This window comes from Pseudomonas sp. PS01297, from assembly GCF_029959305.1.
GTDB lineage: Bacteria > Pseudomonadota > Gammaproteobacteria > Pseudomonadales > Pseudomonadaceae > Aquipseudomonas > Aquipseudomonas helleri.
This window is the reverse complement of sequence record NZ_JASCPQ010000014.1, coordinates 48,110-71,202: the sequence shown is the minus strand read 5'-3', so window position 1 is coordinate 71,202 and position 23,093 is coordinate 48,110. Positions and strand designations below refer to the sequence as shown.

Below are 23,093 nucleotides of genomic sequence, written 5' to 3'. Positions count from 1 at the left end.
GAGCTTGCCTCGCGATCTTTTGATCTTTTAAAAGATCGCGAGGCAAGCTCGCTCCTACACAGGTTTCTATGATCCCGAATACTCCTCCCGCTTGGCCAAGCCTGCCTTCAGGTAATCCACCAGCTTTCTGACTTTGGGTGACAAGTGCCGTTGTTGCGGATATAGCGCCCACACCGCGGTATTGGGTGGCTGATGCGCATCCAGCAGCGACACCAGCGCCCCGGTCTTCAAATGCTCCAGCACGTAGTAGTCCGGCAACTGACACAGGCCAACCCCCAATAACGCCGCGTCCAATACCGCCTGCCCGCTGTTGCAACGCCAATTGCCTTGCACCCGCTGCGAAAATTCTCGCCCATCCTGCTCCAGTTGCCAGATGTCCGAACTGCCAATCAGGCAGTTGTGACGGCTCAATTCCGACAAACTGTGGGGCCGTCCGTATCGCTCCAGATACGACGGCGACGCGCACACGTACATGCGCCTGGGGGCCAGGCGGGTGGCGACCAGGCTTGAGTCATGCAGTCGGCCTAGCCGGATCGCCAGGTCGATGCTTTCGTGTACAAGGTCCAGTGGCCGGTTGGTCAGTTCAATGTCGACCCGCAATTGTGGGTACAAGCCCATAAAACGCGTCACCAAGGGCACGATAAAGCGTTCGCCATAAGCCACGGCGCAGGTCATGCGCAGCATGCCTTTGGGCTCGCTGGTCAGGTCACCAATAGCACGCAGTGCTTCTTCGCGGCCATCTTGCAGACGCTGGCAGTGCTGCAAAAAGGTTTGCCCGGCTTCGGTCAGCGTGACCCGTCGGGTACTGCGATAGAACAGACGGGTCTGCAAGCGTTCTTCAAGGCGCGCCACTTGGCGGCTGATATGTGAAGACGACACGCCCAGTCGCTCTGCCGCCGCCGTGAATTGGCCACACTCAGCCACCGCGACAAATTCGTCTATACCTTCCCAGCGGTTTTCGTTCACGGTTGATTATCCCTGTATGGCAATAATGTTTTGCTTTTGCCTGGATTATTAATCACTCAGAGCTGATTTACACTCGGCACCTTGTTTTTACTTTGCTGGAGACGATGGATGATCAAGTCACGTGCTGCCGTAGCGTTCGAGGCCAAAAAGCCACTGGAAATCGTAGAAGTGGATGTCGCCATGCCCAAGGCTGGCGAAGTGCTGCTGCGGGTTGTGGCGTCGGGCGTTTGCCATACTGATGCCTACACCTTGTCGGGCGCGGACCCGGAAGGCATCTTCCCGTCGATCCTGGGCCACGAAGGCGGCGCCATCGTAGAAGCCATCGGTGAGGGCGTGACGTCGGTGGCCGTTGGCGACCACGTGATCCCGTTGTACACCCCGGAATGCCGCCAATGTAAATTCTGCCTGTCGGGCAAGACCAACCTTTGCCAGGCCATCCGTTCGACCCAAGGCAAAGGCTTGATGCCCGACGGCACCACGCGTTTCTCCTACAAAGGCGAGCCGATTTTCCATTACATGGGCACGTCGACGTTCTCGGAGTACACCGTGCTCCCGGAAATTTCTGTCGCCAAAATTCAAAAAGACGCACCGCTGGAGAAAGTCTGCCTGCTGGGTTGCGGCGTCACCACCGGGATTGGCGCAGTGCTCAACACCGCCAAGGTCAAGCCGGGCGACACCGTGGCGATCTTCGGCTTGGGCGGCATCGGCCTGTCAGCAGTGATTGGCGCGGTCAAAGCCAAGGCTTCGCGGATCATCGCCATCGACATCAATCCGGCCAAGTTTGAGATTGCCAAGCAACTGGGCGCGACGGATTGCGTTAATCCGAAAGATTTTGATCGCCCGATCCAGGAAGTGATCGTCGACATGACTGACGGCGGCGTTGATTTCTCCTTTGAGTGCATCGGCAATGTGCAACTGATGCGTGCGGCGCTTGAATGCTGCCACAAAGGCTGGGGCGAGTCGGTGATCATCGGCGTTGCCGGTGCCGGCCAGGAAATCTCGACCCGTCCGTTCCAACTGGTGACGGGCCGCGTATGGCGCGGTTCGGCGTTCGGTGGCGTGCGCGGGCGTACCGAGCTGCCTAGCTATGTCGACATGGCGCAAAGTGGCGAAATCCCGCTGGACACGTTCATCACCCACACCATGGGCCTGGAAGACATCAACAAGGCATTCGACCTGATGCACGAAGGCAAAAGCATTCGTACTGTTATTAAATTCTGACGAATAGCGGCAAGCCGGGGTAAGCCCAATCACTGACGCTGTAGCGAGCTTGCCTCGCGATCTTTTTAACGATCAAAAGATCGCGAGGCGAGCTCGCTCCTACAGTGGGCTTATCGTGCGGTTTGCAGCTAAAAGCCTGGAGCTGCTTCTATGCCCTTAACAAATATTTCCTGCCAGAAAAGCTTTGGCGGTTGGCACAAGCGTTACCAGCATCGCTCTGAAGTCCTGGGCTGCAACATGGTGTTTGCCGTGTATTTGCCGCCCCAGGCCGAGCAGGGCGTCAAGTTGCCGGTGCTGTACTGGTTGTCGGGGCTGACCTGCACCGATGAGAACTTCATGCACAAGGCTGGCGCCATGAAATTGGCCGCCGAGTTGGGCCTGATTATCGTCTGCCCGGACACCAGCCCGCGTGGTGAAGGTGTGCCGGACGATTCGGAAGGTGCGTGGGATTTCGGCCTGGGGGCGGGCTTTTATGTCAACGCCACCCAGCAACCTTGGGCCCAACATTACCGGATGCATGACTATGTGGTGCAGGAATTGCCTGCATTGGTTGAGGCTCATTTCCCTGCGTCGCAACAACGCGGCATCAGCGGGCATTCGATGGGTGGCCATGGGGCTCTGGTGTGTGCCTTGCGCAACCCGGGGCGCTATCAATCGGTGTCGGCGTTTGCGCCGATCAGCAACCCGATGGATTGCCCTTGGGGGCACAAGGCGTTCACCCATTACCTGGGTGAAGAGCGTGCGCGCTGGCGCGAGTGGGATGCGTGCGTGTTGATCAGCGAGGCCACTGAAAAGCTGCCGTTGCTGGTAGACCAAGGTGATCGGGATGACTTTTTGGCCGTCCAGCTCAAGCCTGAAGCGCTGCAACAAGCGGCCAAGCTGGCGGACCATCCGCTGACTTTGCGTCTGCAGCCGGGCTACGACCACAGCTATTTCTTTATCGCCAGCTTCATTGACGACCACTTGCGGCATCACGCGCGTGCACTAAGCGCCTAATGTTGAGCAAAGTAGGTAGAATCACGCCCTGACTTAATCGGGGCGTTTTTTTATGCGTATTGGCCACGGCTATGATGTGCACTGTTTTGCTGAAGGCGATTTTATAACCCTGGGCGGCGTGCGTATTGCTCATAAATTCGGGCTCTTGGCCCACTCTGATGGCGACGTGCTGCTGCACGCGCTCAGCGATGCTTTGCTGGGGGCGGCGGCGCTGGGCGATATCGGCAAGCATTTTCCGGACACCGACCCTCAATTCAAGGGCGCGGACAGCCGTGTCCTGTTGCGTCATATCGTCGGATTGATCCATGCCAAAGGCTGGAAAGTCGGTAATGTCGACAACACCATCATTGCTCAGGCGCCAAAAATGGCACCGCACATTGAAACGATGCGTGCGTTGATTGCAGCAGATCTTGAGGTTGATTTGGACCAGGTAAACGTTAAAGCCACCACCACTGAAAAACTCGGCTTCGTGGGCCGTGAAGAAGGCATTGCGGTGCATTCCATCGCCTTGTTGGTTCGCGCATGAACGAGTTTGATCTGCTGGGGCCGACAGCTCACGGCGCGCCGTTGGGCACCGCAGTGCTTAAAGCCACGGCTGAAGATTTTCAGGTCGACGAAGTGCTGGATATCCCGCTGTCCGGGGACGGCGAGCATTTGTGGTTGTGGGTTGAAAAGCGTGGCCTGAATACCGAAGAAGCGGCGCGGCGCATTGCCAAGGCCGCCGGCGTGCCTTTGCGTACAGTGAGTTACGCGGGTCTGAAGGACCGTCAGGCGCTGACCCGCCAATGGTTCAGCGTGCAGTTGCCGGGCAAGGCGGACCCTGACCTGTCAGGTGCTGAAAACGACACGCTGAAGATCCTCAAGACCTCGCGGCACAAACGTAAACTGCAACGCGGTGCCCACGCGGCAAACGGTTTTACCTTGCGCCTGACGCAACTGAACGCCGACAAAGATGCCTTGCAGCAACGTCTGGAATTGATCACCCGTGAGGGTGTACCGAATTATTTCGGCACCCAGCGTTTTGGCTGGGAAGGCGGCAATCTGGGCGAGGCGCGGGACTACGCGGCGCGCAAAGCCTTGCCGGAGCAGCGCAATGTCCGTTCGCGTCTACTCTCTACCGCGCGCAGCTATCTGTTCAATCAGGTGCTGGCCGCCCGCGTCGCCGATGGCAGTTGGCAGCGTGCGCAGGTAGGTGATCTGTTGGCCTTCACCGACAGCCGGAGCTTTTTCCCGGCGGGCGAAGCGGAGTGCAACGACCCGCGATTGGCTATCCTTGATCTGCACCCGACCGGCCCGCAGTGGGGCGAAGGTGATTCACCGACCACAGGTGCGACCCAGGTGCTGGAGCAAGCCATTGCCGAGCGTGAAGCCGATTTGCGTGACTGGCTGGTTCGCGCTGGCATGAGCCACGAGCGACGTATTCTGCGGCTGCCCATTGGCCGACTGACGTGGCATTATCCGCAACCAGATATTCTGCAACTGGAATTTGTACTGCCGGCCGGATGCTTCGCCACTGTCCTGGTGCGCGAACTTGTTGATCTGGTGTCTTTGGGGCAAACGGACAGCCTATGCGTATTCTGATTTCAAACGATGATGGGGTCAGCGCCCCGGGGATAGCTGCGCTTTATGACGCCTTGGCGGATTATTGCGAGTGCGTGGTGATTGCCCCCGATCAAGACAAAAGTGGCGCGAGCAGCTCGCTGACGCTCGACCGCCCGTTGCATCCGCATACCCTGACCAATGGCTTTATCAGCATCAACGGGACGCCGACCGACTGCGTGCACCTGGGCCTCAATGGCCTGTTGGAGCAGCAGCCGGACATGGTGGTGTCAGGGATCAATCTGGGTGCCAACCTGGGCGATGACGTGTTGTATTCGGGCACCGTGGCAGCAGCCCTTGAAGGGCGCTTTCTAGAGCGCCCTTCGTTTGCGTTCTCGCTGGTCTCGCGTCAGGTCGACAACCTGCCGACCGCGGCCTATTTCGCGCGCAAGCTGGTGGATGCACATCACCTGCTTGAACTGCCGCCGCGCACCGTGCTGAACGTCAACATTCCTAATTTGCCGCTGGACAAGATCCGCGGCATCCAGCTCACCCGCCTGGGCCATCGCGCCCGAGCGGCGGCGCCGGTTCGCATGGTCGATCCGCGTGGCAAGGCCGGTTACTGGATTGCCGCCGCGGGCAACGCCGAAGACGGCGGCCCCGGCACCGACTTCCACGCCGTGATGCAGGGTTATGTGTCGATTACCCCGTTACAACTGGATCGCACCTTTGGTGATGCCTTCAAAAGCCTCGATGGCTGGCTGGAGGGGTTGGGCTGATGGGGCGTGAGCAGGATGGCCTGATGCATCGCGGCATTGGCATGACCTCGGAGCGGACACGTGAGCGACTGATTCAGCGCCTGCGTGAAGAGGGCATCGTTAACCAGAAAGTGCTTGAGGTTATTCGGCGCACACCTCGTCACCTGTTTGTTGATGAAGCCCTGGCCCACCGAGCTTACGAAGACACGGCGCTGCCGATTGGCAACAACCAGACCATTTCCCAGCCGTACATGGTGGCGCGCATGAGCGAGCTGCTGCTTGAAGACGGCCCGCTGGACAAAGTCATGGAGATCGGCACCGGCTCGGGTTACCAGACGGCGGTGTTGTCGCAGTTGGTTGAGCGGATTTTCTCGGTCGAACGCATCAAGGTGCTGCAGGATCGCGCCAAAGAACGTCTGCTTGAGCTTAACTTGCGTAACGTGGTCTTTCGCTGGGGCGATGGTTGGGAAGGGTGGCCGGCGCTTGCACCTTACAACGGCATTATCGTCACCGCCGTGGCCACGGATGTACCACAAGCTTTGCTCGACCAACTGGCTCCGGGCGGGCGCCTGGTGATCCCGGTCGGCGCCGGTGACGTTCAGCAATTGATGCTGATCGTGCGTGAAGAGCATGGATTTGCCCGGCGCGTCATCGGCAATGTGCGGTTTGTACCGCTGCTTAATGGGCCGCTGGCCTGATTCTTTAGCGCTGCCCGGCTGAATTATCAAGCCGGGTACGGGTCATACAGCGCAGTGCTCAGGCCCGTCCGGGGTCTGTTTAGGGTTTAAACAATACGTTTATGAATGGGCTTTGCCGTCTGCAAAGCTGTACGGCCAGTTATACTTGCGCCCAATAGGGGCCGCGACTGGCGTTCTAATTTTTAGCCATCTTCAAAGGGAGCGGCGGGTGAGTCTCACAGTCATTACGCAGCGTATGGGGACCATAAGCTATCAGAGAGTAGTGGCGGGTCTGGTGTTAAGTGTCTCCCTGGCGATGTTGGCGGCGTGTTCCAGCGCGTCCAAAAGCGGTACAAGTGGCGTTAACGGTGTGGCTCAGCGTCCGGCTGTGACCACCGGTCAGTACATGGTCAAGCGTGGTGATACGTTGTTCTCGATTGCCTTTCGCTATGGTTGGGACTGGAAAGCCCTGGCGGCCAAAAACAACATTGCGGCGCCGTATACGATCGTTCCGGGGCAATCAATCCGTTTCGATGGACGTGCAGGAACCGTCCCTTCAGGGGGCACGACAACCACCGTGGTTTCGTCTTCATCAGGCAGTAAAACCACCGTCACCAAGCGCCCGGTCGCCACATCTGCGACACCGGTCAACACGGCACCCTTGCCTGCAGGCCCTGCACCCAAAGGCTGGGGATGGCCAGCAGACGGTATTTTGATCGGAAAATTTTCTTCAAACGGTAGTTTGAATAAAGGTATTGATATTGCCGGAGATTTGGGACAGCCTGTTTTAGCTGCGTCTGATGGCTCAGTTGTATACGCCGGCAGTGGATTGAGGGGCTACGGCGAATTAGTCATCATTAAACACAGTGACACCTATGTTAGTGCCTACGGCCACAACCGCAGGCTTTTGGTACGGGAGGGGCAGCAGGTCAAGGTCGGGCAGAAAATTGCCGAAATGGGGTCAACTGGTACAGACCGGGTGAAACTTCACTTTGAAATTCGCCGCCAGGGTAAACCTGTAGATCCATTGCAATTCCTTCCACGCCGTTGATCAGTTACCAGCCTGTTCCTGATGTAGATGAAAGGAACAGGCTCCAGCGTTGCCAAGGATAAAGGCGATGCTTGAGCTTGAGGTCGAACTCACCAAAGGACTAGAAAAATGGCTCTCAGCAAAGAAGCGCCGGGGTTTGACATCGACGATGAGGTGCTCCTTATGGACGCCAGCATCGATAGTGACTTGATGTCAGAAGAAAACGACTCAACCCCTACAGCTCGCACCAAGTCGAAAAAAGCTGCTGCGTCAAAACAGCACAAGTACATTGATTACACCCGGGCGCTCGATGCGACTCAGCTGTACCTCAATGAAATTGGCTTCTCCCCGTTGCTCTCACCAGCAGAAGAAGTCCATTTTGCGCGTTTATCGCAAAGTGGCGATCCCGCTGGGCGCAAACGCATGATTGAAAGTAACTTGCGGCTGGTGGTGAAAATCGCCCGACGCTACGTCAATCGTGGGCTTTCGCTGCTAGACCTGATCGAAGAGGGCAACCTGGGCCTGATTCGGGCAGTCGAGAAATTTGACCCGGAACGCGGGTTCCGCTTCTCGACCTACGCCACCTGGTGGATCCGCCAGACGATTGAACGGGCAATCATGAACCAGACCCGTACCATCCGTTTACCGATCCACGTTGTAAAAGAGCTCAATGTCTATCTGCGAGCTGCGCGCGAACTGACGCAAAAGCTCGATCACGAACCCTCCCCTGAAGAAATCGCCAATCTGCTCGAAAAACCCGTCTCGGAGGTCAAGCGTATGCTTGGGCTTAACGAACGTGTGTCCTCGGTAGACGTTTCTTTAGGCCCGGATTCCGACAAAACACTGCTTGATACCCTCACCGATGATCGCCCTACAGACCCTTGTGAGCTGCTGCAGGACGATGATTTGTCGCAGAGTATTGATGAGTGGCTGTCCGAGCTCACCGATAAACAACGCGAGGTGGTAATTCGCCGCTTCGGCTTGCGTGGGCATGAAAGCAGCACCCTTGAAGATGTCGGGCTGGAAATTGGCTTGACCCGTGAACGTGTACGACAAATCCAGGTTGAAGGTCTCAAGCGCCTGCGTGAGATTCTTGAACGTAATGGTTTGTCGAGCGAATCACTGTTTCAGTAAACGAAGTGTGCTGACCAAAACCCCGAGCTTTCGGGGTTTTTTTATGGGCGGACATTTTTTGCGCCAAGTCAATTTAGGTCCGTTCTTTAAAATGTGTGGGTTGGAAATGGTATGACACGTACGAAGTTGAGCTTTATCTGCGATCGGATGTAAGCCTTTACTTACGTTTTCTGTAAGCCAACGGCGAAAGACGTAGGAATGAATGACTTTTTCTTACTCGGTAAGTTTTATAACCAATTGAAAATAATAGGTTTTGTGTTTTTTTAAGGCTCTGCTTTGTAATAAAAATCTATAACTGGTGCGCTTGCAGCAATTTTAGAAGCCTCTAGTATCTTAACTGTGTCGACGGATAGACACGGCGTTCAAGGAAGAACGTTAAGGACATTGCAGGATGCAATTCATCAGGATGATGAGAAGGAACAAAAGGGATTAGGGAAAAAATGTGGGCGGGTCAAACCGCCCCTTTTTTTGCCCGTTAAAAAGTGTTCTGGGGCGCCGCTTAAGCGTTTAAGCCTTTACCTGCATTTAAAACAAAACGCCCAAGGCTTGAATGGCCTTGGGCGTTTTTTTATGTGTTTAAAGACCGGCCACAAGCAGGCCGGTGTTTAAGCGCGGGCTTACAGCGTCGGGTAGTCAATGAAGCCGACAGGGCCTTTGGAGTAGAAGGTCTCCGGATGTGGCTCATTGAGCGGTGCATCGGCCTTCAAGCGGGCTGGCAGGTCAGGGTTGGCGATAAAAGGCACGCCAAACGCAACAGCGTCTGCCTTGCCGGCAGCGATCAAGGCATTGGCGCTGTCTTTAGTGAAGCCTTCGTTGACGATGTAAGGGCCGCCAAACGCTTCCTTGAGCTGCGGGCCCAGGCTGTCCGCTGCTTCGCGTTCACGGGCGCAGATAAACGCGATACCGCGCTTGCCCAGTTCTTTAGCCATATACCCGAAGGTTTCAGCCCGGTTTTCATCGCCCATGTCGTGCAGGTCTGCGCGAGGCGACAAGTGCATGCCAACGCGGCCAGCGCCCCAGACTTCGACTACCGCATCGGTGACTTCCAGCATCAGGCGGGCACGGTTTTCCAATGAACCACCGTATTGGTCGGTGCGCTGGTTGGTGCTGCTTTGCAGGAATTGATCGAGCAGGTAACCGTTGGCGCCATGGATCTCTACGCCGTCAAAACCTGCGGCTTTGGCGTTTTCGGCACCGGTACGGTAAGCCTCAACGATGTCGGCGATCTCAGCCGTTTCCAGAGCGCGTGGTACTTCGAAGTCTGCTTTTGGGCGAACCAGGCTGACATGGCCTTTGGCGGCAATGGCGCTCGGTGCCACGGGCAATTCACCGTTCAGGTACAGCGAGTGGGAAATCCGCCCTACGTGCCACAGTTGCAGGAAGATCCGCCCACCGGCGCCATGGATAGCCTTGGTGACGTTGGTCCAGCCGCGAACCTGTTCGTCGGACCAGATACCGGGGGTGTCCGGGTAGCCAACGCCCAGCGGGGTAACCGAAGTGGCTTCGCTGAGGATCAAGCCTGCTGAAGCGCGCTGTACGTAGTACTCCGCGATCAGAGCGCCTGGCACACGGCCTTCTTCGGCACGGCAGCGGGTCAGCGGCGCCATGATGATGCGGTTAGGCAGCTCAAGGTCGCCCAGCTTGATCGGATCAAAAATCGTGGTCATTAATGCAGCCCTCTCAAGGATCAGTGTGTGGCAGAGGCCAGTTCGGGGTTGCCGTTCTGGCGAAAAGTAATCAGGGTAACCAGCAGCGCCAGTATCGCCAGCGCTGCGGCGGCCAGCGGTACGCTGGTGAGGCCGAAACCGTGGGCAATCACGCTGCCGCCTACCCAGGCGCCCAGGGCGTTGCCGACGTTAAAGGCGCCAATATTCAGGGTCGACACCAGGTTGGGAGCGGCTTTGCCGAAGGTCACCACGTTGACTTGCAAGGCGGGCACCGCGGCAAACGAAGCGGTGGCCCACAAGAACAGGGTGATCTCGGTTGGAATCAGGGCCACGCTGGTCCAGGTCAATACGGTCGAGACCACGGCCATTGCGATAAATACGCCGATCAACGTCGCGCCCAAGCGCTTGTCCGCCAGCTTGCCGCCAATAATGTTGCCGACAGTCAGGCCCAGGCCGATCAGCAGCAGGGTCCAGGTCACGCCGGTAGGCGATACGCCTGTCACGTCACCGAGCAGCGGCGCGACGTAGGTGAAGAGGGTGAACATGGAGGCCGAAAACAATGCCGTCATGCTCAACGACAGCCAGATCCCGGCGCCTTTGAGGGCGGCCAGTTCGGCGCGCATGTCGAGTTTTTCTTCGTCACGTTTGGTGGGCAAAAAGCGGATCAGGCCGATCAACGCCACCACACCAATGACCGTCACGGCAAAAAATGTCGAGCGCCATCCTGCAACCTGGCCCAAGGCGGTGCCCAGCGGTACACCCAAGACGTTTGCCAGGGTCAGGCCGGTAAACATCAGTGCGACCGCAGAAGCGCGCTTGTTGGCAGGCACCAGGCCGGCAGCCACCACCGAGCCGATACCGAAGAACGCGCCATGGCACAGAGCGGTAATCACACGGGCCAGCATCAGCACCTCGTAATCACTGGCCAGTGCGCAAAGCAGATTGCCAACGATAAAGATGCCCATCAACGCCACCAGCGCGGCTTTGCGCGGCAACTTGGCGGTGGCCAGTGCCATAAACGGCGCGCCAATGGCCACGCCCAGGGCATAGCCCGTTACCAGCCAGCCAGCGCCCGGAATGGAAACCCCCAGGTCGGCTGCGACATCGGGCAGCAAGCCCATGATCACAAACTCGGTGGTCCCGATGGCGAAGGCGCTAAGCGCCAGGATAAGTAGCGAGAGAGGCATGGAGTTCCTTGTTAAAGCTCTTGGCTCAGTGTTGCGAGGAAGGCCTGTATGGTTTCCTCATTGCGTTTAAAAAAGTGCCACTGGCCTACTTTTTGGCTGCTGATCAAGCCAGCGCGCTGCAAAGTGGCGAGGTGGGCGGAAACAGTGGATTGCGACAACCCGAAGCGTTGGTCGAACTGGCCTGCGCACACACCGTGCTCAGTGCTGTGATGCTGGTCAGGGAACTCGACCTGCGGATCTTTAAGCAGGCGAATGATTTCTCGGCGTACTGGGTGTGCCAGCGCTTTTATTATTTCGTCGAGGTCGATCGGCATAGTGGCAGTGCTCATGAGGTGTAGCGTTATATCGCGATGAGGCGAACTTTAAATCGGAATATCGCGATATACAAATATGAATTTGATCTGACGTCAGCTCAAATCGGTATATCGAGTTATAACGATATGTTTTGGTCGTGCGTAATAGCGCGGTGCTAAACTGCGCGGCATGAATTATCTCGCACATCTGCACCTTGGCGGCCAGCGGCCTGAAGAATTGCTCGGCAGTCTCTATGGCGACTTCGTGAAAGGGCGCCTGCAGGGCCAATACAGCCCGGCGATAGAGTCGGCGATCCAGTTGCACCGCAGCATCGACGTCTTTACCGACGCGCACCCGCTGGTTGATCAGTCATTGTCGCGTTTCACCCAGACCCGGCGGCGCTATGCGGGCATTGTACTGGACGTTTTCTTCGACCATTGCCTGGCGCGTGATTGGGCGCAGTACGCTGAGGGGCCGCTGGAGCGCTTCACCTCAACGTTCTATGCGCTGCTGGTTGCGCAACCCCAGTTGCCCAAGCGTCTGGCCAGCATCGCCCCGCACATGGCTGCGCACGACTGGTTGGGGTCTTATCGAGACTTTGGCGTGCTGGAGCAAGTGTTCAATGGCATCGCCCGCCGCCTTTCGCACCCACAAGAGCTGAGCGGTGCCATGCGCGACCTGCACGCCCTGTACGAACCGCTTAGCGAAGACTTCAGCACCTTCTACCCGCAATTGCAGGCGTTTGCCGCCCGCGAGAAACTCAGCCAGACGCCATAAACCCCGTAGGAGCGAGCTTGCTCGTTCGCAGCCTTCGTGCCTCGTCAGCGACTACAGGTGTATGCGGTAAAAGCGTAGGAGCCGCCGCAGGCTGCGATCTTTTGATTTTGGCTCTTTTTACGGCCGCTGCGCGCCCGGACGTAGCCTCGCAAAGCTCGTCAACTGCTACAGGTTGCATGCAAAACACCTGTAGGAGCGGTGGCCTAAGCCGCAGCCGGCTCGCACTCATTCTGGGGACAGGATCGCGGTGTTCCGCTGACCACCTGGCGAATCGCTTCCTGCGCCTTGAACGCCAGCATCGCGCGTTCTTGCTGCTCACACGAAATCGGCTCCAGCAGGTGTATCTCAACCTGTGCCTGTTCGTGAGCAAACAAACGCAGTAAATGCGAGAGCAAGTCGTCATCGCCAATAAACGGTGCGATCGGGTCGCTCTCGCCATTGCGTAAATAACGAATCGCCACCGGTTGCAACGCCACGTCACTGTCTATCGCCGCAGACAACAAACGGCCATGGAAGGTACGCACTGAACGCCCGTCGGTGGTCGTGCCTTCCGGGAACATCAATAACGGATGCTGTTGCTGCAAATGACGACTCATTTGCTCGCGAATGGTCTGGCTGTCACCTGCGCCTCTGCGGATAAACAGGCTGCCGGCCTGGTCCGCCAGCCAACCTGCCACAGGCCAACTGCGCACTTCGGCTTTGGACAGAAAAGACAGCGGCGTCAGTTGCCCGAGCAAGGCAATGTCGGTCCACGACACATGATTACTGACCCACAACATCGGCGTGGCGGGTCGCTCGCCAACCACCGTGACGTGAAACGGAAGGGCATTGCTCAGCCGCTTCATGAAGAACTGTGTCCAGCGTTGGCGCCGATCCATGGCGCTGTTGAGGTGTAACCGTTGCAGCAAGGCGAAAACGCTCGCCATGCCCAGCCCCAGGCTGACCACCGCCAACACCCGAACCACTCGCCCATACAGGTGCAGACGGTTCATTACATGGCTGCCTTGAAGTGGCGTGCATAGCGCGGGCACAGTTCGTCGCGCTTGAGCAGGATAAAGACGTCAGCGACCTGGAAGTCTTCGTCCCAGCACGGTTCACCACAAATCTTCGCGCCCAGGCGCATGTAGGCCTTGAGCAAAGGGGGCATTTCGGTGATGACGTTCGCCGGAACGTCCAGCGCGGGCAGCGGGTTTTTTGGTTCGGCGCGCAAATGCTCAGTGCACAGGTACCGCTCGCGCAGACGCTGCATGATCGCCTGGGCCTGAATGCCACCGTCTTGCATCGGGATGCTCGCGCAACCCATCAGGTAGTGGTAATCGCCCTGGTTAAGGACTTCAGCCAACTCGCCCCACAGCACCGCGATGGTGCCGCCATTGCGGTAGGCCGGATCGACACAGGTGCGGCCGATTTCAAGAATCGGGCCTTGCAGGTGCGCCAGGCCGTGAAGGCTGAATTCTTCTTCGCTGTAAAAGTGCCCGATGTTTCGCGCTGCGCTGTGGTCCAGCAAGCGAGTGGTTGCCACCAGCAGGCCGGTGTTGAGATCGCGAACCCCGATGTGTTCGCAATGTGCATCGTAGTCGTCGATGTCCAGGCCGCAGTCGGCGCTTTTCAGTTTGGCGTTCAGCTCGCCACTGAAAACCCGGAAGCGCAAGGCTTGCGCCTCACGCAAGGCCTCTGGGCCAAGCAAGCGTTCAGCCTGCAGTCGGCGTTCTTGAGCGGTGTCGCGGATACGGGCGATCTGGGCCATTGCGAATCTCCGTGCAGGCATCAAGCCCGCCTTGTCGACTGAGGTGTGCAATCTCAGGCTAGGGAGCGCCAGTGTCATGACCATGACAATTGAGTGATGCTTGTATGACAGCCACCGGCCAAGGAACTGGCGCGATGGACGAGTGCTCTAAAGCGGAGTAAAAAAATATGCCCGGACGGCGCTCAAGCACTCACACTAGAGGCCGTTTACCTGCCGATGAGTTTTTATGTTCAAGACGTTTTTATCCGCCGCTGGTGCGTTGCTATTAACCCTCGGGGTGAGCCTGTCGGCTCAGGCCAGTTGGTACCTGGACGGTGAGTCATCACGACTTTCATTTATCACCACGCAAAATGCCAATGTCGCGAACAAGCACCGCTTTCTGGTCTTGCACGGCAAAGTCGACCGCAAGGGCCATGCGCAATTGCGGATTGAAATGGATTCGGTCAACAGCGCGGTGCCTTTGCGCGATGAGCGCATGCGCGACCAGTTGTTCGATTTCAAGCATTTCCCCGAAGCGCAAATCACCGCGCAAATCAATCTGCAGCCCATCAACGAGCTGGCGCCGGGTGCTCAAGTAGAATTGCGCTTGCCGGTTACGGTGAGCCTGCGTGGCAAGCAGCACACCTATGAGGCCGAGTTGCTGGCGACACGGCTGGATGAGCAGCGCTTCCAGGTCGTAACCCTCGAACCGTTGATGCTTCAGGCCGAAGATTTTGGCTTGCAGCCTGAACTCGAAACCTTGCGTAAATCCGCCGGCTTGTCGGCTATCAGCTTTTCAGTACCGGTGAACGCGGTGCTGATTTTCACGGCTCGCTAAGATGGCTGGCGCGGTGTTCCCTTGGCACGGCGCCAACAAATTCAAGTTACTGATCGATGGCCCGCAGTTTTTCCCGCAGATGCTGGCGGCTATCGATCAGGCGCAGGATCACATTGATCTGGAGTTTTATCTGGTCGAGGCCGGGCAGTGCGCTGAAGTCACGGTCCAGGCGCTGGAGCGCGCCGCGTTGCGTGAGGTGCGGGTGCGCTGCCTGTTCGATGCCTATGGCAGCCTGGCGTTTACCGAAGCCTTGCGCCTCAGGCTGCTGGCAGCGGGCGTGGAGCTTCGCTTTTACAACCCGCTGAGCTGGCGTCGGGGGCTGAACAATCTGTACCGCGATCACCGCAAGCTGTTGCTGGTGGACCAGCAATTGGCGGTGGTAGGCGGGACGGGCATTACCGATGAGTTCTGGCAGCCTGCGCAAAACGTGTGCGACTGGCACGAGGTGATGGTGCAGATTGAGGGGCCGCTGGTGCAGGACTGGCAGATGCTGTTTGAGCGCCAATGGCGCGCCAACATCAGCCGCAAAGCCTGGAAGCCTGCCACCCACTTTGGCCTCGCGCGATTGCCCAAGGCGCCTCAGCAGGGCGAGGGCCTGGGCCGAGTGGCCTATGCCGATGCCCATCAGCACCGCGACATTCTGCAATCGCTGGTGCGGGCCATTAACAGCGCCCAGCACAACATCTGGCTGGCCACGCCTTACTTTCTACCCACCTGGAGTGTGCGGCGCTCGCTGCGTCGCGCGGCCAATCGCGGGGTCGATGTGCGGTTGCTATTGACCGGTCCCCGCACCGATCACCCGTCCGTGCGTTACGCCGGGCATCGTTACTACCCGCGGTTGCTCAAGTCCGGGGTGCAGATATTTGAGTATCAGCCGTGCTTTCTGCACCTGAAAATGGTTCTGGTCGACGATTGGGTGAGCATTGGCTCGTGCAACTTTGACCACTGGAATCTACGTTTTAACCTTGAGGCCAACCTGGAGGCCATCGACCCGACGCTGACTAAAGCCGTGGCGGCCAGCTTTATGAACGACTTCGCGCAAAGCCTGCCGATCACCTTGCAATCCTGGCAGTCCCGGCCATTGTGGGGGCGGGTCAAACAGCGTATCTGGGGCTGGGTTGACCGGGTGGTGGTCAACCTTTTGGGGCGCCGCCGTTAAAGGTTACCGCCTGAACGCAGGGGCTGTTTGAAGAAAGCGTGGCATTTTGTTGAACGCGCGGTTACATAACGCTGCAGAACGTGCAAAATCGAACGACTTCACGGGCGACTGGACAGCGTGAAGTCTGAATTTTTTGGAGCGTTGTGCATGACTTCTTCATTGTGGCTGGCCGTACTGGCGTCGGGCTTTATCTATGGCATCACTCCGGGCCCGGGTGTTTTGGCTGTGTTCGGCATTGGCGCAGCCCGTGGGCGCCGTGCGGGCGCCGGCTTCCTGTGCGGGCATTTACTGGGTGATGTGATTTGGTGCAGTACGGCGTTGATTGCGATTGTCGGCGCGCGGGAATTTGGCAGCACTGCATTCAACGTATTGGGCTTGATCAGCGGCCTTTACCTGTTCTGGCTGGGCCTGCGCGCCGTGCGTGCCAAGCGCAGCAGCGTGGCCGAGGAAGGCCCGGCCCGTAAGCCGTTTGCCCACGGTATTTTCTTTGGCCTGACCAACCCCAAAGCCTACCCGGTGGCCGTGGCGACCTTCACCGCGCTGCTGTCCGGGCGTGCTGAACTGCTCACCTGGAGCATGCTGCCCTGGCTCATCGCCCTGAGCTTTGTCGGCGGCGCACTGGCGTATGTGATCTTGATCGGTATCGTCGGCGCGGGTCACGTACGCGCGCTGTATCAACGCCATCAATTGCTGATTACACGTTTGTGTGGCGTGATGTTTATCGGCTTTGCCATCAGCGCGCTGGCGCATGCCTTGCCAGGGCTGGTGGGCAGCAACAAGTAACGTGATCTGCCGGGAGTGCAGTCATGGGGCAACACAGGGATAGGGATGGATGTTCACGTTTAATCTCGAGGCATCGAGGGCTTTATGGACATCAAAAGATACCTGTCTCAAGTCAGTTTTATTGATCAGTTGCTGGATGCGGTCTGCGTCGTGGACCGCAAGTACCACATTGTTTATGTCAGCGCGGCCTGCCTGCGTATTTTTGGCTATGAGCAGGACGAACTGATCGGCCGTTGCATTATCGATCTGGTTCACCCGGCTGACCGTGAACGCACTGTGCATGCTGCCAATGACGTCAGGGAGGGCGACCCCCTGCCGAATTTCGAGAACCGTTATCTACGCAAAGACGGCAGTGTCATACATATTTTGTGGTCTGCGCGCTGGTCAGAAGACTATCGACTGCACATCGCGGTGGCCCGTGACATTACCGAGCGCAAACTGGCCGAGTCCCGTCAGTTGGCGCTGTTTGCCATCTCCGAAGCCGCCCATGGGGCTGGGGATTTGCTGGAGTTGTTCAAGCGCGTTCACGCGTTGATCGGTCAGTGGCTGCCAGCGATAAACTTTTCGGTCGCACTGTGTGATCAACCGGATGGTTTGTTGAGTTTTCCTTATCGGGTTGCAGAGCACGGGGATTGGCCGCTGGACGAGGTGACGCGGCTGAGCCAGGAGGTCATCCGCAGTGGGCAGATGCTACTGCACGCCGAGCAGGGTTCAGCGTCGTGGCTGGGCGCCCCGTTGGTAGCGCAAAACGGCATTATCGGTGCGGTGCTGGTCAAGAGCTCATCGGGCAGTGAACCCTATACCGAGGCGCACAAAGAACTGTTGCAGTTCGTATCCGCCCAGATTGCAGCGGCCATTGAGCGAAAAAAACTCCACGCTCACCTGCAGTTTTTGGCGCAGCACGATGCACTGACCGGCTTGCCCAATCGCGAGTTTCTGTACGAACGTTTAAACAGCGCGCTGGCCCGGGCCAAACGCGAGCAGCAGTATCTGGCAGTGCTGTATGTCGATCTGGATGACTTCAAACGGATCAATGACAGTTACGGACATGGCGTTGGCGACGTGTTGCTGCAACACGTGGCGCTGCGCTTAAAAGCCTGTGTGCGCGAAAGTGACACCGTGGCCAGAATGAGTGGCGACGAGTTTGTAGTGGTGCTTGAAAACCTCAAACGGCCAGAAGACGGGTTGATCGTGGCCGAGAACATCCGCACTGAATTGAGCCAGCCCCTCTTGATTGAAGGGCAGACACTCAACACCCTCCCCAGCATCGGCATCGCCGTTTACCCCGAACATGGCGACGACGCCCGGCAACTGCTGCACCAGGCCGACACGGCCATGTACAGCGTGAAAAAAAGCAGCCGTTAACCCCTTCGCCTCGCGATCTTTTTAAACACCCAAAGATCGCGAAGCTCGCTCCTGCACAATGCTTTATTGCTTGAGGTGTATGTCTGCACACCGCTCGATCTGGGCCCAGTCGATTTCAAGGCCTAAACCCGCATTGCCCGGTGCGGTGATTTGCCCGCGTGGATTGGTGCGTATCGGGTTGGCTGTGGCAAATTCGAACAGCTCATATTCGCACGCCTGCTCGAAGTAGCTGCTGGTTGGCTGCCCGAGCATCAGGTGCAGGTTGGCAGCTTGTGCAAGCGCATGGCCCCAGCTTTGCAGTTCGACCTGAATGCCATTGGCGGCGGCGTTATGGATGATTTTAAGCGCGGGTGTAATGCCGCCGCAGGTCATGACGTCAACCCGTACCCGGCTCCAGCAGTGTTGCCGGACGGCAAAGGCCACCAATCGATAGTCGGTAATGGCATTGCCGGCCGCCAGCACCGGCACATTCAGCCGCGCCGTCAGTTGCTGATAGCCGGCGAGGTCATAGTCATCCAGCGGCGCTTCAAACCAGGCGTAACCCAGCTCACCCAGTACCCTGCCCACTGTCAGCGCCGCGTTCAGGTCATAACGCTGTTCTACATCCAGCATCAGCGCCAGGCCTTTATCGGCATGTGCACGCTGCACCTGTTCAATCATCTCCAGGTCCCGTGCCGGGTCGCACCAGCAGTGAAACTTGATCGCCCGATAGCCTCGCTCGGCCAGTTGTTGCACGGCCTCGACATAAGCGTGCGGCGTCGCCAGCACCGGAGTGCTGGCATAAGCGTCAATATGCTCGCGGTAACCGCCGAGCAGCTTGAACAAGGGCTGCCCGGCCGCTTGTGCGGCAATATCCCACAACGCAACATCAATCAGGGCCTGAGCTTGCGCCGAACGCGCATACGCCTTGGGATGAAAGTGCAGCCACAGTGCTTCGCGATCCAGTGCTGAGCGGCCGATCAGGTCCGGGATCATGTCGCGCAGCGTTTCAGCCAGTACAGCATCGCGATGATGCGAGGTGTAAGCATCCGTGGCCGCGCTGCCCACCACACCATCACGGGTGGTGATACGAATAAACGTATGCGTGGTGCACGGCTCGGGTTGTTCCGGGGTCCAGGTAGAGCCTCGTACCGGCGGCGTACAGGCAAAGACTTCAACGTGTTCAATGATCAGATTCGTCATGTCTCATCTCCTGGATTCAGGGGTGAACGCGGTAGCGCTCAATCATGGCCTCGTCCAGCACCACGCCCAGTCCAGGTGTATCGGGCACAGGGACCTGGCCGTCATGCAGTGGCAACAGGTTTTTCACCAACCCCCGGAACAGCGGGCTGTCACTTTGTGAGTACTCGATCAGTTCACCGAACTCGCTGGCGGCTAGAAAGTGCACCGTGGCCGCCAGCAAAATTCCGGTGCTGAAACCGTGAGGGACCAATTGCGCGCCATGCAGTTGTGCCAGCTCGTAGATGTGGCGCATCTCGCTGATCCCGCCGCAGCGGGTAATGTCGGGCTGAATGATCGCGGGCCTTGATGCTTCGAGGAAGTGACGGAATTCATGGCGTGTGGCCAGGCCTTCGCCGCCGGATATGCGCATGTCCGAGCGCTCAGCCAGATACGCCAAGCCGCGCGTATCGTCGGAGGGCAGGGGCTCTTCGATCCAGTTCAGATCGAACTCACGCAATGCATCACATTGCGCCAGTGCGTGCGGGTAGTTTCGCCAACGGCCCACCAGGTCGATTTGCAGTTGCACGTCGTCACCGATTTCTTCCCGGATGACTCGCAGCATTGCCTGGTCTTTGCGCAGGTCCTCGCCAAACCCCGCGCCACCCAACTTGATGCTGCGCAAACCCTGGGCCAGCAACCCCCGCACAAGTTCACGGTTACCGGCTTCGTCGGGCCTTGGAATAAACGTGCCGTAAGCCGGGATGTGCTCACGGTATTTTCCGCCCAGCAACGTGTGCACCGGCACGCCGTAATGCTGCCCGGCAAGGTCCCAGAGTGCGATGTCCAGCGCACTGATCGCATGAATCGCTGCCCCGCGGCGGCCCATGTATTCGGATTGGCGGTACATCTTCTTCCACAAGCGGTCGATTTCCAGCGGGTTTTCGCCCAGCAGTATGTCGCGCAAACCCTGACAGGTTTCGTGGGAGGCCGGAGTTTCGATCAAGGCTTTGACCACCGCCGGGGAACTGTCGGTTTCCCCGACACCGATCAGCCCGGTGTCTGTATGGATGCGCACGATCAACGCATCTTCACCCCATTCGCAGGGTTGATCGAGCGCAGGCACGCGCAACCAGATGGCTTCTACATCTATGATTTTCATGGCTGTGTTTCCAGAGTCGGTGCAGCACCGTGGCGTTGGTGGGCACGGGCGGCGCTTGCTTGGGCGGCATCCATGGTGGACAGGCGTTCGCTCTGTTCTTCGATCAGACTGGCCGGCATGGCGGCATAGTCTTCACGCAGCCATTTCAACAGGCCCCAGATTTTTACGAACAGGATAAAAATGAACGGGATGGCGGTCAGGATCACCGCTGTTTTCAAGGTGTTGAGTGAGGCGTTGATGTACAGCATCGCCAGTGGCAACGCGGCTAGCAGCAGGCACCAGAACAAACGCAGTGACGGCGCCGGGTCCTGGCCTTCGCGCAGATTGCGGGTGCTGGTTGCAGCAACGGTGTAGGCCACGGCGTCGAGGTGCGAGGCCAGGAAAACCAGCATCAACACGAAGTAGATGACCGACAGTACTTTGCCAAAAGGCAGGCTGTTCAACAGCAGCGAGACTGCCGCTTCGCCCCCGGCGCCGCTGAGCATGGCGGGCGCGTTGACCACATCGGTGATGAACTGGTGAATGGCAAAACTCTGCAGGCTGCCGAAGAAGAACCAGCACCCGCCGCAGCCCCCGAGGATCATGGCCATGACCACTTCCTTGATTGTGCGGCCTTTGGACACACGGGTGACGAAAATGGCCACGCCCGGCGCATAAGTGATCCAGTACAGCCAATAAAACACCGTCCAGCCGCGAGCAAATTCGCCGTTGCCGGTTGGATCCGTGGCCAGGCTCATGTGGATGAAATTTTGCAGTGTCAGGCCAATAGCGTTGGCGGTGTTATTGATGCTGAACAGGGTTGGCCCAAGCAGCAATACAATCAGAGCGAAAAGCATGGTCATGCCGCAGGCCAGCTTGGCCAGGCGCTGCATGCCAGAGCTGATACCAATCCAGGAACTGAGCGAGAACACCACGGTGACCAGCATCACCAGACAGGCCTTGAGCATAAAGCCGTCAGTCAGGCCGGTCAGATCGGACAGCCCTTTAGCCACGGTCGACGCGGTGAGGGTGGTGGTCAGGACCAGCCCGCCGAAGGTGGCAAACAGGAAGATCAGGTCGATGATTCGTCCCACCGGGCCGTGAGCCTTGAAGCCGGTAATCGCCTCAATAATGCCCGCCAGGCTCAGGCCTTTGTTTTTGCGGACATGGAAGTGGTACGCCATCGCCAGCGAGGCAATGCCGTAGATCGCCCAAGGGGTGATGCCCCAGTGAAAGAACGAGTACGCGATGCTCATTTCCAGCGCTTGCTTACTGGCGGAGGCAATGTCCAGGCCCGGTGTGAGGTAGTAATACGCCCACTCCATAAAGGCCCAGTACATGGTTGCCGAGCCGAGCCCTGCGCAAATGAACATGAAGATCCAACTGGTGTTTTTGTACTCCGGTTTGCCTTCGCCCAAGCGGATGTTGCCGTACTTGCTGAAGGCCAGACCGACGATCAGGATGACACAGACAAACCCCAGCACTTGCACCAGCGTGCCGAAGGTCATGGTGGCGGAAGTGAACAGATGATCAGCCAGCACTTTGGCCTGATCGGGAAACATCATCAGGCCGATAACCGTCAGCGAAATCACCGCGATACTGGTGAAAATCAGGGTTAGGTCTTTCTGCGTGTTTTGCAGCATATTGAGTCCCAACTATTGTAATTATTGGATAGGCCCCCTTTATTTTCGGGGGCTGCGGCTAATGTAGGCAGGCTCTCGCGCAGAGAGAATCGCGATTTAGTAATGGACTGATAACGACCTCTTATGAATAAGTTCACAGAGCGTTTACCCCATCTCACGTTATTGCTGGCCTTTAAAACAGTGGCCGAGCAGGGCAGCTTTACGCGCGCGGCGAATCTGCTGCATTTGTCGCAATCGGCGGTCAGCCAGCAGGTTGTGAAGCTGGAAGAGGTACTGGGGGTGCCCTTGTTTGTGCGCTCCACGCGCACCGTCACGCTGACCAAGGCGGGGGCAGCATTGCTGAGTGATATTCGCGGGCCTTTTGAGCAATTGGTTGGCGCGTTTGAAAAGTGTGCCCGGCAAGTAGCACCTCCGGTGTTGTACATCGAGGCGGAGCCGGTGATGAGTGCGTTTTGGCTGACGCCTCGGCTTAAACACTTCACTCGGCGTTTTCCGGCGCTGCATATTCAGCAGTTGCTTAGTACTCAGCGGGTCGAGTTTCCCGACGAAGTCGAGTTGGCCATCAAGTGGGGGACCTCTGATTGGCCCGGTTTTGAGGCCGAGTACTTGATGGGGCTTAACTATGTACCTGTGTGTTCACCTGCGCTGGCGCAAGCCATCCATATACCGGCCGACCTGGCAAGTCAGCCGTTGTTGCACGACCGGCATTACCACGATTGGGAGAGCTGGCTGGCGCTTTACCCGCAGGCGGATTTGCATGTGCGCACCGGGCATGTGGTGACGGACTCCAACGTGCTGGCGCAGTTGGCGATCGAGGGGCATGGCGTGGCTTTGTGTGCCATCGAACTGTGCGAGCGGGCTGTGCGCAATGGAGAGTTGGTGATTCCGTTTCCTCACCTGAGCATGCGGCACAAGCTCGCTTATTACTTGCTGACGCAGCGGCAAAAAGGCGTCAGCGAAATGACCCGTCAGTTCATTGAGTGGATCAAGGGTGAAGCGCAAGGCCATTGATCCTCCAACACTGGCGTGTGAAC

At 57.9% G+C, this 23,093-nt stretch carries 23 protein-coding genes; 14 read left to right on the top strand and 9 right to left on the bottom strand.

Translation table 11 applies throughout. The features are described 5' to 3' along the window. Positions 1–66: 66 nt before the first annotated feature. Positions 67–966, bottom strand: a complete 900-nt coding sequence (locus tag QMX84_RS07245) for a LysR substrate-binding domain-containing protein (protein WP_262125160.1) — start codon at positions 964–966, stop codon at positions 67–69. Between the two features lie 108 nt (positions 967–1,074). On the opposite strand from QMX84_RS07245, the gene QMX84_RS07240 reads away from it, so the two are divergent. The 8 genes from QMX84_RS07240 (at position 1,075) to rpoS (ending at position 8,321) form a co-directional block, all read left to right on the top strand. Beyond that, positions 1,075–2,187, top strand: a complete 1,113-nt coding sequence (locus tag QMX84_RS07240; RefSeq protein WP_262125159.1) for an S-(hydroxymethyl)glutathione dehydrogenase/class III alcohol dehydrogenase — start codon at positions 1,075–1,077, stop codon at positions 2,185–2,187. A 150-nt stretch (positions 2,188–2,337) separates the two neighbouring features. After that, entirely contained in the window at positions 2,338–3,183 is an 846-nt protein-coding gene (gene fghA, locus QMX84_RS07235; RefSeq protein WP_262125156.1) for an S-formylglutathione hydrolase, read from the top strand. 52 nt (positions 3,184–3,235) lie between these two features. Beyond that, positions 3,236–3,709 (top strand): 2-C-methyl-D-erythritol 2,4-cyclodiphosphate synthase, encoded by a 474-nt coding sequence (gene ispF, locus QMX84_RS07230; RefSeq protein WP_048368067.1) that lies wholly within the window; start codon positions 3,236–3,238, stop codon positions 3,707–3,709. Beyond that, complete coding sequence (gene truD, locus QMX84_RS07225; RefSeq protein ID WP_048385537.1) at positions 3,706–4,764, top strand: tRNA pseudouridine(13) synthase TruD; 1,059 nt, start codon at positions 3,706–3,708, stop codon at positions 4,762–4,764. Before ispF ends, truD begins: the two co-directional genes overlap by 4 nt. Further along, positions 4,752–5,501 (top strand): 5'/3'-nucleotidase SurE, encoded by a 750-nt coding sequence (surE, locus tag QMX84_RS07220; RefSeq protein WP_048385535.1) that lies wholly within the window; start codon positions 4,752–4,754, stop codon positions 5,499–5,501. Before truD ends, surE begins: the two co-directional genes overlap by 13 nt. Positions 5,502–5,542: 41 nt before the next feature. Next, complete coding sequence (locus QMX84_RS07215; RefSeq protein WP_164488137.1) at positions 5,543–6,178, top strand: protein-L-isoaspartate(D-aspartate) O-methyltransferase; 636 nt, start codon at positions 5,543–5,545, stop codon at positions 6,176–6,178. A 208-nt stretch (positions 6,179–6,386) separates the two neighbouring features. Continuing rightward, entirely contained in the window at positions 6,387–7,208 is an 822-nt protein-coding gene (locus QMX84_RS07210) for a peptidoglycan DD-metalloendopeptidase family protein (RefSeq protein WP_262125154.1), read from the top strand. Positions 7,209–7,316: 108 nt separating this feature from the next. Continuing rightward, positions 7,317–8,321 (top strand): RNA polymerase sigma factor RpoS, encoded by a 1,005-nt coding sequence (gene rpoS / locus QMX84_RS07205; RefSeq protein WP_048368060.1) that lies wholly within the window; start codon positions 7,317–7,319, stop codon positions 8,319–8,321. Between the two features lie 617 nt (positions 8,322–8,938). On the opposite strand, the gene QMX84_RS07200 is transcribed toward rpoS, so the two are convergent. Genes QMX84_RS07200 through QMX84_RS07190 form a run of 3 tightly spaced genes read right to left on the bottom strand, consistent with a single transcriptional unit; the run spans position 8,939 to position 11,489 of the window. Beyond that, the gene (locus tag QMX84_RS07200; protein WP_282363471.1) at positions 8,939–9,988 is read right to left on the bottom strand and encodes an alkene reductase; all 1,050 of its coding nucleotides are present in this window, start codon (positions 9,986–9,988) and stop codon (positions 8,939–8,941) included. Positions 9,989–10,008: 20 nt separating this feature from the next. After that, on the bottom strand, positions 10,009–11,175 hold the full coding sequence (locus tag QMX84_RS07195; RefSeq protein WP_048368057.1) for an MFS transporter: 1,167 nt from the start codon (positions 11,173–11,175) through the stop codon (positions 10,009–10,011). 11 nt (positions 11,176–11,186) lie between these two features. Next, positions 11,187–11,489 (bottom strand): helix-turn-helix transcriptional regulator, encoded by a 303-nt coding sequence (locus QMX84_RS07190; RefSeq protein WP_048368055.1) that lies wholly within the window; start codon positions 11,487–11,489, stop codon positions 11,187–11,189. Between the two features lie 169 nt (positions 11,490–11,658). On the opposite strand from QMX84_RS07190, the gene QMX84_RS07185 reads away from it, so the two are divergent. Next, positions 11,659–12,246 (top strand): ACP phosphodiesterase, encoded by a 588-nt coding sequence (locus QMX84_RS07185; protein ID WP_262125151.1) that lies wholly within the window; start codon positions 11,659–11,661, stop codon positions 12,244–12,246. Positions 12,247–12,449: 203 nt separating this feature from the next. On the opposite strand, the gene QMX84_RS07180 is transcribed toward QMX84_RS07185, so the two are convergent. After that, positions 12,450–13,238, bottom strand: a complete 789-nt coding sequence (locus QMX84_RS07180; RefSeq protein ID WP_282363470.1) for a lysophospholipid acyltransferase family protein — start codon at positions 13,236–13,238, stop codon at positions 12,450–12,452. Next, positions 13,238–13,993, bottom strand: coding sequence for an L-ornithine N(alpha)-acyltransferase (gene olsB / locus QMX84_RS07175; protein WP_153326213.1), 756 nt, complete (start codon positions 13,991–13,993; stop codon positions 13,238–13,240). The genes QMX84_RS07180 and olsB overlap by 1 nt, the downstream gene beginning before the upstream one ends. A 226-nt stretch (positions 13,994–14,219) precedes the next feature. Between olsB and QMX84_RS07170 the strand changes: the two genes are divergently transcribed. The 4 genes from QMX84_RS07170 to QMX84_RS07155 all read left to right on the top strand — a co-directional run bounded on the left by QMX84_RS07170 (position 14,220) and on the right by QMX84_RS07155 (position 18,117). Beyond that, a complete protein-coding gene (locus QMX84_RS07170) occupies positions 14,220–14,810 on the top strand; it encodes a YceI family protein (RefSeq protein WP_048368049.1) in 591 nt (196 codons plus the stop codon). A 1-nt stretch (position 14,811) separates the two neighbouring features. Next, positions 14,812–15,969, top strand: coding sequence for a phosphatidylserine/phosphatidylglycerophosphate/cardiolipin synthase family protein (locus tag QMX84_RS07165; RefSeq protein WP_282363469.1), 1,158 nt, complete (start codon positions 14,812–14,814; stop codon positions 15,967–15,969). A gap of 147 nt (positions 15,970–16,116) precedes the next feature. Next, positions 16,117–16,752: a LysE family translocator gene (locus tag QMX84_RS07160; protein WP_048368046.1), complete on the top strand. Its 636-nt coding sequence runs from the start codon at positions 16,117–16,119 to the stop codon at positions 16,750–16,752. 84 nt (positions 16,753–16,836) lie between these two features. Beyond that, a complete protein-coding gene (locus QMX84_RS07155) occupies positions 16,837–18,117 on the top strand; it encodes a GGDEF domain-containing protein (protein ID WP_282363468.1) in 1,281 nt (426 codons plus the stop codon). Between the two features lie 63 nt (positions 18,118–18,180). On the opposite strand, the gene QMX84_RS07150 is transcribed toward QMX84_RS07155, so the two are convergent. From QMX84_RS07150 to QMX84_RS07140, 3 genes are read right to left on the bottom strand one after another with little or no spacing between them, the layout of a single operon-like run. Next, positions 18,181–19,299, bottom strand: a complete 1,119-nt coding sequence (locus QMX84_RS07150; protein ID WP_262125144.1) for a mandelate racemase/muconate lactonizing enzyme family protein — start codon at positions 19,297–19,299, stop codon at positions 18,181–18,183. Between the two features lie 16 nt (positions 19,300–19,315). Continuing rightward, positions 19,316–20,437: a mandelate racemase/muconate lactonizing enzyme family protein gene (locus QMX84_RS07145; protein WP_282363467.1), complete on the bottom strand. Its 1,122-nt coding sequence runs from the start codon at positions 20,435–20,437 to the stop codon at positions 19,316–19,318. Then, positions 20,434–22,059 (bottom strand): BCCT family transporter, encoded by a 1,626-nt coding sequence (locus tag QMX84_RS07140; RefSeq protein ID WP_282363465.1) that lies wholly within the window; start codon positions 22,057–22,059, stop codon positions 20,434–20,436. Before QMX84_RS07140 ends, QMX84_RS07145 begins: the two co-directional genes overlap by 4 nt. 123 nt (positions 22,060–22,182) lie before the next feature. On the opposite strand from QMX84_RS07140, the gene QMX84_RS07135 reads away from it, so the two are divergent. Then, positions 22,183–23,070, top strand: coding sequence for a LysR substrate-binding domain-containing protein (locus QMX84_RS07135; RefSeq protein ID WP_282363464.1), 888 nt, complete (start codon positions 22,183–22,185; stop codon positions 23,068–23,070). Positions 23,071–23,093 lie beyond the last annotated feature (23 nt).